The organism is Maricaulis maris MCS10, from assembly GCF_000014745.1.
GTDB lineage: Bacteria > Pseudomonadota > Alphaproteobacteria > Caulobacterales > Maricaulaceae > Maricaulis > Maricaulis maris_A.
Genome location: NC_008347.1, coordinates 2,271,668 through 2,284,417, shown reverse-complemented (window position 1 = coordinate 2,284,417; position 12,750 = coordinate 2,271,668). Strand labels below are relative to the sequence as shown.

Annotated in this window: 12 protein-coding genes and 1 other RNA gene; 9 read left to right on the top strand and 4 right to left on the bottom strand. The window is 64.4% G+C overall.

Annotated elements, in window-relative coordinates:
- Positions 1 to 22 precede the first annotated feature (22 nt).
- Both rimK and MMAR10_RS10875 read left to right on the top strand, forming a co-directional pair.
- On the top strand, positions 23 to 928 hold the full coding sequence (gene rimK / locus MMAR10_RS10880; protein WP_011644035.1) for a 30S ribosomal protein S6--L-glutamate ligase: 906 nt from the start codon (positions 23 to 25) through the stop codon (positions 926 to 928).
- Complete coding sequence (locus MMAR10_RS10875) at positions 925 to 1,962, top strand: succinylglutamate desuccinylase/aspartoacylase family protein (protein ID WP_011644034.1); 1,038 nt, start codon at positions 925 to 927, stop codon at positions 1,960 to 1,962. The genes rimK and MMAR10_RS10875 overlap by 4 nt, the downstream gene beginning before the upstream one ends.
- Positions 1,963 to 2,342: 380 nt before the next feature.
- Here MMAR10_RS10875 and MMAR10_RS10865 read toward each other — a convergent pair whose 3' ends face one another.
- The 3 genes from MMAR10_RS10865 to MMAR10_RS10855 form a co-directional block, all read right to left on the bottom strand.
- Positions 2,343 to 2,879 (bottom strand): fasciclin domain-containing protein, encoded by a 537-nt coding sequence (locus tag MMAR10_RS10865; protein WP_011644033.1) that lies wholly within the window; start codon positions 2,877 to 2,879, stop codon positions 2,343 to 2,345.
- 193 nt (positions 2,880 to 3,072) lie between these two features.
- Entirely contained in the window at positions 3,073 to 3,477 is a 405-nt protein-coding gene (locus MMAR10_RS10860) for a type II toxin-antitoxin system HicB family antitoxin (RefSeq protein WP_011644032.1), read from the bottom strand.
- A 15-nt stretch (positions 3,478 to 3,492) separates the two neighbouring features.
- Complete coding sequence (locus tag MMAR10_RS10855; protein ID WP_011644031.1) at positions 3,493 to 3,684, bottom strand: type II toxin-antitoxin system HicA family toxin; 192 nt, start codon at positions 3,682 to 3,684, stop codon at positions 3,493 to 3,495.
- A 495-nt stretch (positions 3,685 to 4,179) separates the two neighbouring features.
- On the opposite strand from MMAR10_RS10855, the gene MMAR10_RS17065 reads away from it, so the two are divergent.
- Positions 4,180 to 4,326 carry a hypothetical protein gene (locus MMAR10_RS17065; protein WP_190273915.1) on the top strand — a complete coding sequence of 49 codons (147 nt, stop codon included), beginning with the start codon at positions 4,180 to 4,182 and terminating at the stop codon, positions 4,324 to 4,326.
- Between the two features lie 40 nt (positions 4,327 to 4,366).
- Here MMAR10_RS17065 and MMAR10_RS10850 read toward each other — a convergent pair whose 3' ends face one another.
- On the bottom strand, positions 4,367 to 7,939 hold the full coding sequence (locus MMAR10_RS10850; RefSeq protein WP_011644030.1) for a hydantoinase B/oxoprolinase family protein: 3,573 nt from the start codon (positions 7,937 to 7,939) through the stop codon (positions 4,367 to 4,369).
- A gap of 152 nt (positions 7,940 to 8,091) precedes the next feature.
- On the opposite strand from MMAR10_RS10850, the gene MMAR10_RS10845 reads away from it, so the two are divergent.
- From MMAR10_RS10845 to rnpB, 6 genes are all read left to right on the top strand, one after another.
- Positions 8,092 to 8,793: a molecular chaperone DjiA gene (locus MMAR10_RS10845; RefSeq protein ID WP_011644029.1), complete on the top strand. Its 702-nt coding sequence runs from the start codon at positions 8,092 to 8,094 to the stop codon at positions 8,791 to 8,793.
- Between the two features lie 58 nt (positions 8,794 to 8,851).
- On the top strand, positions 8,852 to 9,178 hold the full coding sequence (locus tag MMAR10_RS10840) for a hypothetical protein (RefSeq protein ID WP_011644028.1): 327 nt from the start codon (positions 8,852 to 8,854) through the stop codon (positions 9,176 to 9,178).
- A gap of 109 nt (positions 9,179 to 9,287) precedes the next feature.
- Positions 9,288 to 10,523 carry a hypothetical protein gene (locus MMAR10_RS16310; RefSeq protein ID WP_049755719.1) on the top strand — a complete coding sequence of 412 codons (1,236 nt, stop codon included), beginning with the start codon at positions 9,288 to 9,290 and terminating at the stop codon, positions 10,521 to 10,523.
- 39 nt (positions 10,524 to 10,562) lie between these two features.
- Positions 10,563 to 11,477 (top strand): DMT family transporter, encoded by a 915-nt coding sequence (locus tag MMAR10_RS10830; RefSeq protein WP_011644026.1) that lies wholly within the window; start codon positions 10,563 to 10,565, stop codon positions 11,475 to 11,477.
- A complete protein-coding gene (locus tag MMAR10_RS10825) occupies positions 11,474 to 12,148 on the top strand; it encodes an N-acetylmuramoyl-L-alanine amidase (protein WP_011644025.1) in 675 nt (224 codons plus the stop codon). Before MMAR10_RS10830 ends, MMAR10_RS10825 begins: the two co-directional genes overlap by 4 nt.
- Positions 12,149 to 12,199: 51 nt before the next feature.
- Positions 12,200 to 12,588, top strand: an RNA gene (rnpB, locus tag MMAR10_RS16565) — RNase P RNA component class A.
- Positions 12,589 to 12,750: the final 162 nt, after the last annotated feature.

The following is a 12,750-nucleotide window of genomic DNA, read 5'->3' as shown; positions in this document are numbered from 1 at the left end:
CGCCACCCTGGAGACCGTTCTGATGAAACTGCTCATGCTGGCCCGCAATCCGAACCTCTACTCGCACAGGAGACTCGTTGAAGCGGCTGAGGCCCGGGGCCATGAACTCGACATCTATGATACGCTGAAGATGTACATGAACATCACCTCGCATCGCCCCGAAGTGCGTTATCAGGGCCGTGTTCTGAGTGGTTATGACGCGATCATCCCGCGGATCGGGGCCTCGATCACCGGTTACGGCATGGCGGTGGTCCGCCAGTTCGAGATGATGGGCGTCTGGGCGCTCAACGAGTCGGTCGCCATCGGCCGCTCGCGCGACAAGCTGCGCTCGCTGCAACTCCTGTCGCGCGCCGGCCTCGGCCTGCCGGTGACGGCCTTTGCCCACGACACCTCGATGACCGATGACGTGCTCGACATTGCCGGTGGTGAGCCGGTGGTGATCAAGCTTCTGGAAGGCACGCAAGGCGTTGGCGTGGTACTGGCGGAAACGCGCCGTTCGGCCAAGTCCGTGATCGAAGCCTTCCGCGGCGCCAAGGTCGATATCCTGGTGCAGGAATTCATCAAGGAGGCCGGCGGCGCCGACATCCGCACCATCGTGGTTGGCGGCAAGGTTGTCGCGGCGATGAAGCGCCAGGGTGCCGAGGGCGATTTCCGCTCCAACCTGCATCGCGGCGGCTCGGCTTCGAAGATCAAGCTGACCCCGGAAGAACGCTCGACCGCCGTCCGTGCCGCCAAGGTGATGGGGCTCAATGTCGCCGGTGTCGACATGCTGCGCGGCAATCACGGCCCGTTGATCATGGAAGTGAATTCCTCGCCGGGCCTGGAAGGCATCGAAGCCTCGACCGGTGTCGATGTGGCCGACAAGATCATCGATTTCGTGGAAAAAACGGCGGTGGCCGGCAAGACCAGGACACGTGGTACCGGATGACACGCGACCATTTCGAGATAGCTGGCGAGACCGTCGCGCCGGGCACGACGAAGATTGTCCAGATTCCGGTCTCGGTACTCTCCGATCACACGCCGATGTCGCTGTCCGTGCAGGTCCTGCATGGCAAACGCCCGGGGCCGGTCATCTTCGTGTCCGCGGCCATCCATGGTGACGAGATCATCGGCGTGGAGATGATCCGCCGCCTGATCCGCACGCCGCAAATGCGCTCGATTGCCGGTACGCTGATCTGTGTGCCGGTGGTCAACACCTATGGCTTCATCACCCATTCGCGATACCTGCCCGACCGGCGCGATCTCAATCGCTCCTTCCCGGGCGCCCCGACCGGCTCGCTGGCCGCACGCCTGGCCGATATTTTCATGACCGAGATTGTCGCCCGCTGCGAGGCCGGGATCGATCTCCATTCGGCCGCCGTCAATCGCACCAACCTGCCGCAGATCCGTGTCGACACCAAAGTGCCCAAGGCGCTGGAACTGGCCCAGGAATTCGCGGCACCGGTGATTGTCCACTCATCCTTGCGCGACGGATCCCTGCGTGAAGCGGCGCAAAAGCGCGACATCCCGGTCATCGTCTATGAAAGCGGCGAGGCGCTGCGCTTTGACGAGACGGCCCTTCGCATGGGCGTGAAGGGGATTCTTCGCGTGCTCGGCAAGCTCGGCATGATCCGTTCGGACAAGCGTATCAAGGCGACCCTGCGCTCGGAGCTCGGCAACAAGTCGAGCTGGGCCCGCGCCTCGATGGGCGGCGTGTTGCGCATGCACCGCGATTGTGGCGAGCATGTCGAGGAAGGCACGCTGATCGCCACCTTGTCCGACCCGCTGGGGACGACCGAGGTCGAAATCTCTGCCCCGTGTGACGGCCTCATCATCGGCCGTACCGTCCTGCCCATCGTCAATGAGGGCGACGCCGTCGTCCACATCGCCGAGATCATCAAGCGCCGCAATGAAGAGCCGATGGTCCAGCTCGGCGAAGCGCTGAGCAATGATCCGCTGTTTGACGAGGACGAGATTATCTAGCGGGGTGGGTGGGGGTGCCTCGTATATAAACAATGTTTGTCATCCCTGATGGACGCCCGGCGCAGGCCGGGCGAAAGTCAGGGACCTAGCTGGTGGCCGACACATGGGTCCCCGCCCTGCGTCCCGCCTCCGCGGGACTTTCGGCGGGGATGACAAACAGGTGAGCCTTGTCGTGGATCGCGCCAGGCGCGGACTGATCCATAGATCGCTTGTCAGCCAGCGGAGACGGCTTTCTCCCGGCAAGCGGTTTGGGAATAATCAGCGCGTACATGGCAGAAAAACGGTAAGCGTCTTCACTTGTTTCCAGTGACCCCGCTGACTCCCCGGTTCGGGTGAGGCGGGCAGGCCGCGATGGCCTGCCCGGTCTCATCGAGGCGATATCAACCGTTCGGGATGATCACGCGGTCGACGATGTGGATCACACCATTCGACGTGGCAATGTCGGCCTGGATGACCTGGGCATTGCCGACGCGGACGCCGTCAGTTGCATCGATCACCACAGTCGAGCCTGACACGGTCTCAACAGCCAGGATTTGACCGGCCAGCTGGTCGGCGGTGATGGCACCGGAGACCACGTGATAGGTCAGCAGGTCGGTCAGTTCGTGCCGGTTTTCCGGCAGCAGGAGACGCTCGACTTCGCCATGGGGCAGGGCTGCGAAGGCAGCATCAACCGGTGCGAAGACCGTGAACGGGCCGTCGCTCTTGAGTGTATCGACAAGACCGGCGGTCTGGACCGCTGCGACCAGCGTGTTGAACTGGCCGGCAGCCACTGCGGTGTCGACAATATCGGCCTGGGCCATCGCGTGGCCTCCGCCGTGATGATCCATCTTGGACTTGACCGGGGCATGGTGGTCCGACGCGAGGGCCGGGGCGGAAATCAGGGCGGTCGACAGGGCGACCAGAGAGACGAGACGCATGTGTGCGCTCCCTTGTTCGAGTGAGTTGAACCAGTGGTGGCCGCCGCCGGTTCACTTGAGGGTCGTCTCATGCATGTGACAGCCAGAGGTACGGTCAGCGCCCGGTTTCGGATCAAACCTGTCCGAAGCTTAATCTTGCGGCTCGGGGGGCGCCGCGGGCGCCTCTTGTTCACGCGCTCCTGCCATTGGTCGACTATGCCGCGATCTCGCGCCGGGCCAGGTCGGCCAGGAAGGCCGAACGCGTGATGCCACGCTCTCTGGCGGTCTCGTCGATGGCCTGAAGCAGGCCGGCATCCATCGTCAGGTTGGCCTTGACCGTGCGGCCGGTCATCGAGACGACCGGGATGGACATCAAAAACGAGCCGCTTGACATGAGGTCGATATAGCCGAGGTCATTGCGGATTTTCTCGTGCACGTCGGCGAGCGAGCTGGGCGCGATCATCGCCTCGTCCTCGAACCATAGGGATAGCGCCTCACGCGCCTTGGCGGGAACCTCGTCAAGCGTATCGGCTGCCGAGAAGCAGCCAGGGAGATCGGGGAAATGGATGCCATGCGCACTGTCACCCTCCTGGGTCACAATGGCGTAGAAATTGGGCATGGTTGAGCCTCCTTCCTAGTCGATCCAACCGGCTTGCCGGTAGATCGCGCGGACCAGGCCGGTCGGCAGGTCCTTTTTGGGGTGCGGCACGACCAGCGTGATCATGCCCTTGCGATATTTGTGGTGCGATCCCTTCGTGGAGACGAGTTCGAAACCGTCTTTCTCAAGCAGCTTGATGAGCTTGCGGCTATTGGTTTCGAATTCCATCAGGATTGCTCCGCGTATGCGTATTAATATGCGCCTTCTGCGCGCCGTGGTCAATCATGAGTGCGCCTAATAATGCGCCTTCTACTCGGGCGATCCGGGAAGCCGGGAGAAATACGGATCAAGGGCGCTAAGCGCGGATCAGGCCTTAAACCACTTGTCAGCCAGCGGGCCGTATCCGCTTCTTGAGGTCAAGGGCGCCGCAGGCGCCGCTTCGCGGGCATGCCCCTTGAGCTCAAGAAGCGGATACGGCTTTCTCTCGGCAAGCGGTTTATGGTGGGGTGAGCGCGGGGCGCCATCCCTTATAAGGGATGAATTTAGGCTCGGATGCTGCGCGCCTGCCCCTTTGCATGGTCTGGCGCTTCCAGAATACAAGTCTATTCAGCATTTTAAGGTGTCGTGCGGGGGTTTTAGTGGCGAGCGGTTTATTCCTTATAAGGGATGGAATGCCTTATAAGGGGGAGGTGGTCTTGGCGAGCGCTAGGCTCGGCCGGGGGTATGGCTGGCTTTTCCGGCTGTACCGACTTGTGGTGGCTTGCGGCCTGTACGGTCTTCACGGTCTGCACCGGCCTGGAACGGCTTGCGGCCAGCACATCCAGCACATCCAGCACCGCCCTGCACCGGCATGTCCGCGCCCTGTACTGATTGCCGGGCGCTATTGTGGTGATCAGCGTTGTACGGGGTCTCAGCCCATCCCGCCACCGCCCGGCGTCTCGATTTCCACGCTGTCGCCCGGCTCAACATCAATGCGGAAAAGGCCGGGCAGGTCCTCGCTTTCACCGCTCGCCCGGATCACGCGCTGTGTGCCACTGAGGGCCTCGCCGCCGCCATCCAGTCCGAACGGGTGCTCCACCCGGCGCGAGGAGAGGAGGGCGACTTCCATGGGTTCCAGAAAGGTCAGGCGGCGCACAGAACCATCGCCGCCGCGCGCCTGTCCGCTCCCACCCGAGCTTGGCCGGATGCGGTGATGCTCGACGCGGACCGGGAAGCGGCGTTCCAGCACTTCCGGGTCGGTCATGCGTGAATTGGTCATATGGGTGTGGATGGCATCGGTACCGGCAAAGGATTTGCCGTCTGCGTCCTTGCCGGCACCGGACCCGCCGCAGATGGTCTCGTAATACTGGTGCCGGTCATTGCCGAAGGTGAGATTATTCATCGTGCCCTGGCTGGCCGCGAGCCTACCGGTGGCGCCAAACAGTGCGTCGACGACCAGCTGGCTGGTCTCGACATTGCCGGCGACCACGGCGGCGGGCGGTTTCGGATTGAGCAGGCAGCCCTCCGGCAGGATCAGCTCGATCGGCTTGAGACAGCCTTCATTGAGCGGGATCGCGTCGCCGACCAGACAGCGGAAGACGTAAAGCACGGCGGCGCGGGCGACCGAGGCCGGGGCGTTGAAATTGCTGGGACGCTGGGGCGAGGTGCCGGTGAAATCGACCACGGCCGAGCGCGCTTCCCTGTCGACCCGGATGGCGACCTTGATCCGGGCGCCGTCGTCCAGCTTCACCGTGTGTGTCCCGTCCGACAAGGCGTCGATCACCCGGCGCACGGCGCGTTCGGCATTGTCCTGGACATGGCCCATATAGGCTCTGACCACGGCCAGCCCGTTGTCCGCGACCAGCCGGTGCAATTCGCCCGCCCCCTTGGCGCAAGCGGCCAGCTGGGCCTTCATGTCGGCAATGTTCTGGGACGGTTTGCGGGCCGGCAGCGGACCGGAGGTCAGCACGCCCAGAACGACGTTGTCGAGGAAGCGGCCCTTCTCCATCACCTTGATATTGCGGAATTGCACGCCTTCCTCCTCGATCGAGGTCGAGAAGGGCGGCATGGAGCCCGGCGCGATCCCGCCGACATCGGCGTGGTGGCCGCGGGCGGCGACATAGAAGATGCGTGTCCCGGTCTCCGGATCATGCACAGGCGTGACCAGGGTGATGTCCGGCAGATGCGTGCCGCCATCATAGGGCGCGTTGACCGCTACCGCGTCGCCGGGGCCGAGATCGGGATGGGCCTCGGCCGCCGACCGGACCGAGGCCGACATCGAGCCCAGATGGACCGGCATGTGCGGCGCATTGGCGACCAGCCCGCCGTCGGCGTCAAAGACCGCACAAGAGAAGTCGAGCCGCTCCTTGATATTGACCGAGTGGGCGGTGCGTTCGAGCGCCACGCCCATCTGTTCGGCGACCGACATGAAGCGCTTGTTGAACAGCTCCAGCCGGATCGGGTCGAGCCCGGTATCGCCGCCGGTCTCGACTGCCGCTGCAGCGCGTTGCAGGGACAAGGTCCCGTCCGCAAGACGGGTTGCGCTCCATCCCCCATCGACGACGATGGTGGCGTTGGGGTCCATGATCAGCGCCGGTCCGAAAGCTGCGCTGCCATCGCCCATCTCATCCAGCATGTGGACCGGCACGTCCTGCCAGTCGCCTCCATCATAAAGGCGGGCCGTGGCGGTAGCCTGACTGGTGTCGCCGGAACCCCGCGGCATGTCGATGGTCCAGTCTCCTGAGCCCGGCGGGGCGCACTCGGCCTCTGCCGTCACCGACTCGATCACCAGCCCGCCTTCCGGGACAAAGCCGAACAGGCGTTCATGGGCGGCGGTAAAGTCGGCTGTCATGGTCGCTGCCGGTGCCTCGGCGACCGGGATGGAGGTGTCCGATCCGGCCACTTTCAGGCGCCATTCCCGCGACACGCGGACGCCGTGACCGGGCAGGCCCTGCGCGGCAAGCGCTTCGCGCGCTTCGTCGGACAGGCGTTCGGCGATGGCGCTGGCGGTGTCGAAGGTGTCAGCGAAATCGGCCTCGACCGCCGCCATGCGGGTCTCACGGATGTCGGCCAGGCCGATGCCGAGTGCCGAGAGCAGGCCGCCATAGGGATGGATCAGCACCGTCTTCATGCCCAGCGCATCGGCGACCCTGCAGGCATGCTGGGCACCGGCGCCGCCAAAGGCGGCGAGTGCATAGCCGGACGGATTGACACCCTGGCCGATGGAGATCTGCTTGATCGCCTGGGCCATGCTCTCAACCGCGACGGCGAGAAAGCCCTCGGCGGCGGCTTCCGGCGTGTCCAGTCCCATCGCCTCGGCGAGCTCAGCCAGCGCCGCACGCGAGGCGTCGACGTCGAGCGGCTGGTCGGAGGTCTCGCCAAAGACATGCGGGAACCAGTCCGGCTGGACCCGGCCGAGCACGATATTGGCGTCGGTGACGGCGGCCGGTCCACCGCGGCCATAGCCGGCGGGACCCGGCATGGCGCCGGCACTGTCCGGCCCGACCCGGGCCCGTTCACCGTCAAAAGTGAGGATCGAGCCGCCGCCCGCTGCCACCGTGTGGACCGCCATCATCGGTGCGCGCAAGCGGTGACCGGCGACCAGCGTCTCCTGGACCCGGTCGTAGGTGTCGCCATCATAGCGTGAGACATCGGTCGAGGTGCCGCCCATGTCGAAGCCGATCACCCGTCCATGGCCGGCCTGCTTCGCCGTCTTGGCCATGCCGACCACGCCGCCGGCCGGGCCCGAGAGGACCGCGTCGCGGGCATGGAAGGCGCCGGCCGGAGCCAGGCCGCCGGAGGATTGCATGAAGAAGAGCGGCGTCCCCTCCAGCCCGCGATCAACCCGGTCGACATAGTCACGAAGAACCGGGGTGAGATAGGCATCAAGAACGGTGGTCGAGGCGCGCGGTCCGATCTTGACCAGCGGCGAGGCGATGGAGGAGCGGATCACGGTGGCAAATCCGGCTTCGCGGGCGAGCGCCTCCAGGCGCGCTTCGTGAGCGTCATTGCCATAGGCATGCATCAGCGCGATGGCGACCGTGGTCAGCCCGTCGGCCCTGGCGGCTTCCAGCGCAGAGCGGGCGGCATCCTCGTCCAGCGGCTCGAGAACCCGCCCGTCCGCGTCCAGGCGTTCATCGACTTCGACAATCCGGTCATAGAGCGGTCGAGGGCGGGTGAGGTCGAGGGCGAATATGTCCGGACGGGTCTGGTCGCCTATGACGAGCAGGTCGGCAAAGCCCCGGGTGACCAGAAAGAGCGTGCGCGCGCCCTTGCGTTCCAGCAGGGCATTGGTGGCAACCGTCGTGCCCATCTTGACCGCACTCACCGGCGCGCCGGCCGACAGGCGGCGCACGCCCTCGGTCGCCGCATCGGGATAGTCCGGGCTTTCGGAGAGGAGTTTGAGCGCGTGCAGGCGTCCGTCAGGCGCCCGACCGATCACATCGGTGAAGGTGCCGCCGCGGTCGATCCAGAATTCCCAAGCCTCCCGTGTGCGCTCGCTCATATGTGTGACCCCGATTTGCATCGCTGCGGAGGTTAAGCATGGCATGGCAAGGTGCAACCGGCTTAAGCTGAGAGCGAACTGCTCAAGGTCGCCGTCGCCCCCTCGCACACATGGCGCGCGCTTCCTACATGGGCGCCCGGAGGGTGACGCATATGGGATTTTGGCGAAATCTGGCCGACCGTATCAGCGGTCGCGATTGCTTCCTGGAATGTGATGGCTGCGACGAGCGCGCGGCCACACACCAGGTCAATGATGCCGATTTCGCCATGGCGCTGATCGGGCTGGGCGCCAAGATGGCCAAGGCCGATGGTGTCGTTTCACGCAGCGAAATCCGTGCCTTCTACGAGGTGTTCAGGCCGCCGCCGGAAGGCCGCGACGCGCTTGACCGGGCGTTTGAACTGGCCATGCAGACCACGCTCGGTTTTGACGGCTATGCCCGCCGTCTGGCCCGCCGCTTCCGGTGCTATCCGGCCATCCTCGAGGATGTGATCGATGGCCTTTTCCATGTCGCCAAAGCCGATGGCACCATCACGCCCGACGAGATGGATTACCTGCAGCGCGTCGCTGACATTTTCGGTTTCTCGGAGACCGAGTTCCGCCGCATCCTGGCCGGCCATGTCGAACCCGACGACAAGGACCCTTATGTGATCCTGGGAATCGAGGCGGGAATCTCCGATCTCGACCTGCGCAAGGCCTATCGCCGGATTGCCTCACAAAATCACCCTGACCGGTTGATCGCTCGCGGAGCTCCGCTCGAAATCCAGCGGCTGGCCGATGAGAAAATGGCAGCGATCAACGCGGCTTACGGTGAAATCCTGTCGCAACGCGGATTGGTCGCACCTCTGGCCAATTGACCTTTGGGGCATTGATGCCAACATATGGGTCTGCGGGGGCGAACACGGAAAGAGGTTCATGACGGACGCTCGACACACATTCGCATCAGGTTTCTCCGGACGCGCCAGCCGGGTGGTACGCGACATTCTCGCGGCCCTCATTGCGCTCGCCGTGGTCGGACTTGTGATCTTCCTCGCTGCCATGCTGACGGCGGCCTTCCTTGTGGTGGCCGGTATCGCCGTACTCGCTGCAGCCGGTTTCTGGGTCTGGCGCAAATTGCGGGGTGGACGGGTGTCTGCCGCCGGTTCGGACACCCAGGACCGGTCATCCGGACCGGAAATCCTCGTCGCCACCCGCGGACCCGAGGGCTGGACCGTGGACGGCGTTGGCCCGTCTTCACGCTGATTGAGCGTGAGCGACGCGTCAAAGCAGTGACCCACAAGATTGTGATTGGGATGATCCGGGCGTCCGGCTAGGGTCGTTTCATGTCAAATCCGACCCGATATCCCGCCCCGTGATCCGCGCATTCCTTTTCCTTGTCGCCATCACCCTTCCGATGATGCTGATCGGCTGTGTGTCGATGGTGTTGCCTCTGGTGCCGACCGAAAATGACGGGTCGCCGGCCCGTCCGGCAATTGATACCAGCGGCCTGGTGCCGGACGAATGGGAGGCCGGGCGAGCGGCCCTGCGCCGGCGTTTCGAGGTAGAGGTCTATGGCGACTGGCCCGGCGTCGCTCCGGCCTCGGTGTCCGATCAAAGACTGGTGGAGGCGGGAGCCTATGACGGCCTGGGGCGGATCGAGGAATGGGACCTCGATCTCGGCACTGTCCAGGCGCGCCTGGTTGTGATCCTGCCGGAAGCCGCTGCCGCGCCGGCACCCGTCATCGTGATGCAGACATTCTGCGGAACCCGGACGGCGCTGGGTGGTCGTGGTGACCTGTCTGCGCCACTCAATCCGGCAGCGCGTGAGTGCAGTGAGGTCAATGGTTGGCAGGGCCATCTGATGACAGGTGTCTTTGGCCGCCACATTGCCGAACCGCCAATCGAGACCATCCTGGCGCGGGGGTATGCGCTCGCCTTCCTGCATCCCGGCGAGATCGTGCCTGACAATCCGGATGATGCCCCTGCGGCGCTGGATGCCTTGATGCCTGGCCGCGAAAGCGGCGCCATCATTGCCTGGGCCTGGGGGTATTCACGCGCCATTGACGCGCTGGAGAGCGATCCGCGCCTTGATCCGGCACGGATGGCCGTGTGGGGGCATTCGCGCAATGCCAAATCAGCCCTGGTCGCCGCAGCTTTTGATACCCGGATCGACCTTGTTCTGGCGCACCAGGCCGGGACTGGCGGCACGACACTGACCCGCAGCTTCGCAGGTGAGAGCGTGGCGCAGATCACCGGGACCTATCCCTACTGGTTCAATGAGCGCTACGCGTCCTACGGCAATAATGAGGACGGGATCCCGCTCGACCAGCACGAGCTGATCGCCCTGATGGCGCCGCGCCCCTTGCTGATTGGCGGAGCCTGGCGCGATGCCTGGTCGGATCCTCAGGGCAGTTTCCGCGCCGCCTTGGGCGCCAATCCGGTTTATGCGCTTTACGGGTCCGAGGGTTTGCGCCAGCCCAGCCTGGGCGCCTTTGACCCGGAAGCCGACATCGCCGTCTTCATGCGGCGCGGCCTGCACGGCGTCCAACCGTCTGACTGGCACGCCTTCCTGGAATTCCTCGACGCGCATTTCCACCATTCGCAATAAGCGCTTGCGAGCAATGGCCTGGGCGTCCATGAGTGTCTCATGCGTCTCAAGGATTTCCTTCTGCTCGTGGCGGTCTGCGTCGTTTGGGGTTTCAATTTCGTGGTCGCGAAGTTCGCCGTGACCGGCGCACCGGGCTGGATGCCGGGCTTTGACGGCGTGCCGCCGATCTTTTTCGCCTTTCTGCGCTTTGCCCTGCTTTATGCCTTCCTGGCCCCCTGGTTGAGGCCGCGCCCGGCCGACATGAAAACGATGATCGGGGTGGCGCTGTGCATGGGCGCGCTGCAATACGCGCTGATGTTCCTGGGCATGCGCTGGGCAACGCCTTCCGGCATGGCGATCGCAGTGCAGATGGGCGTTCCCTTCGCCACCATACTGTCTGTCATTTTCCTCAAGGAGAGGGTCGGATTGCCGCGGATCGCCGGCATGATGCTGGCCTTTGGCGGGGTAATGCTGGTGATCCTGAACCCGGCGGCAATGGACATGTCGATCGGCATGTTGCTCGGCGTCGGTGCCGCCTTCGTGGCGGCGCTGGGGATGATACTGGTCAAGCGCCTGCCCATGGACTCGATCCGCATGCAGGCGTGGATCGGGCTGCTGTCCTGGCCGCCGCTGCTGTTATTGTCACTCACCTTCGAACAGGGGCAACTGGCCTCGGTCGTGTCGGGCGGATGGGCTTTTGGCGCAGCGCTTTTGATCACCGTGGTGCTGGTCAATATTTTCGGGCATGGGGTCTTCTACAATCTGTTGCAGCGCTATGACGCGACCCTGATCGCGCCGATCACCTTGCTGGCGCCGCTGGTCGGCGTGGTGTCGGGCATTCTGCTGATGGGGGATCCGATGGGCTGGCGCCTGTTTGTCGGTGGTGGCCTGACCCTTGCCGGTGTCGGCATTATCGCCTTGCGCCAGAACCAAAAACTGCCTGCCGCCGCGCTGGCCCGGGAGAAAACGCTGTGACGCTGGACGTGATCGCGGTGCCGTCGCCCAATTTCAATGATCGCAAGACACCGATCAGCCTGATCCTGCTGCACTATACCGGGATGGAAAGCGGCGCTGCGGCGATTGCCCGCCTGTGTGACCGCGAGGCCCAGGTCAGCGCCCATTATGTTGTCGAGGAGAATGGCCGGATCCTGCAGCTGGTCGGCGAAGACAAGCGCGCCTGGCATGCCGGCGTGGCGAGCTGGCAGGGCGAGCGCGACATTAATTCTGCCTCGATCGGCATCGAAATTGTCAATGGCGGCCATGATTTCGGCCTGCCGGCATATCCGGCTGTCCAGATCGAGAGCGTGACCGCCTTGGTGGGCGATCTGATGGCGCGGCACGGGGTTACCGCAGACCGTGTGATCGGGCATTCCGATGTCGCGCCGGGCCGCAAGCAGGACCCGGGCGAGCACTTCCCGTGGGACGTTCTGGCCAGGGCTGGGTGTGCCCTGGGGCGCCCGGAGGGCGGCGACCTTGAACGCGATGCACGGGATGATCTCGCGCGGATCGGCTATTCGTTGGAGGCCGGCATTGAGGCCGTGGTCGAGGCGTTCCAGCGCCGCTGGCGGCCGGCCTGCTGTGACGGTGTTCTCGACGACGAGACACGTGGCCTGATAACCGCCGTCGCGGCGATCGCCAGCCGCTGACCGGTGCGTGACGCTTGACGCTCCGCCCCGTCTGGACGATCTAGATCGCGATCAGGTGGCTGGGCGGTCGCGGCAACTGGGCCGGAAACGGTGTTGTCGAGGAAAGTCCGGGCTCCACGGAGGCAAGGTGCCGGATAGCGTCCGGCGGGGGTGACCCCAGGGAAAGCGCAGCAGAGAACAGACCGCCGGGCCTTCGGGCCAGGCAAGGGTGAAACGGTGCGGTAAGAGCGCACCGCCCCGACCGCAAGGAAGGGGGCTAGGCAAGCCCCACCTGGAGCAAGACCGAATAGGGACAGACCGCAGCCTCGGCTGCACGTGCGCCTCCGCATGCTGTCCGGGTAGGTCGCACCAGGTCGTGCGCAAGCACGATCGCAGATGAATGACCGTCGCCCCGGATCTGATCCGGGGGACAAGACCCGGCTTACAGGCCGCCTGATCACTTATTCCCTGCTGGCACAGACGAAGTGGGCCCCGGTTTTGCGGAGTCGCTCGACCGGTTGCTTCGTGCATCTTTTTCCTGATTGGCACAAATCCACACAATTCGGGATTTCGTGGGAATTCATGGGCGTGGCTGGGACCTGCCTGTGGATATTAACTTAATG

What these genes read in the sequence shown, in the direction of transcription:
- MMAR10_RS10875 (WP_011644034.1), top strand. Translation starts at nt 925, where the DNA reads ATGACACGCGACCATTTCGAGATAGCTGGCGAGACCGTCGCGCCGGGC.
- MMAR10_RS10850 (WP_011644030.1), bottom strand. Translation starts at nt 7,939, where the DNA reads ATGAGCGAGCGCACACGGGAGGCTTGGGAATTCTGGATCGACCGCGGC.
- MMAR10_RS17065 (WP_190273915.1), top strand. Translation starts at nt 4,180, where the DNA reads ATGGCTGGCTTTTCCGGCTGTACCGACTTGTGGTGGCTTGCGGCCTGT.
- MMAR10_RS10855 (WP_011644031.1), bottom strand. Translation starts at nt 3,684, where the DNA reads ATGGAATTCGAAACCAATAGCCGCAAGCTCATCAAGCTGCTTGAGAAA.
- rimK (WP_011644035.1), top strand. Translation starts at nt 23, where the DNA reads ATGAAACTGCTCATGCTGGCCCGCAATCCGAACCTCTACTCGCACAGG.
- MMAR10_RS10840 (WP_011644028.1), top strand. Translation starts at nt 8,852, where the DNA reads ATGACGGACGCTCGACACACATTCGCATCAGGTTTCTCCGGACGCGCC.
- MMAR10_RS10860 (WP_011644032.1), bottom strand. Translation starts at nt 3,477, where the DNA reads ATGCCCAATTTCTACGCCATTGTGACCCAGGAGGGTGACAGTGCGCAT.
- MMAR10_RS10865 (WP_011644033.1), bottom strand. Translation starts at nt 2,879, where the DNA reads ATGCGTCTCGTCTCTCTGGTCGCCCTGTCGACCGCCCTGATTTCCGCC.
- MMAR10_RS10845 (WP_011644029.1), top strand. Translation starts at nt 8,092, where the DNA reads ATGGGATTTTGGCGAAATCTGGCCGACCGTATCAGCGGTCGCGATTGC.
- MMAR10_RS10830 (WP_011644026.1), top strand. Translation starts at nt 10,563, where the DNA reads ATGCGTCTCAAGGATTTCCTTCTGCTCGTGGCGGTCTGCGTCGTTTGG.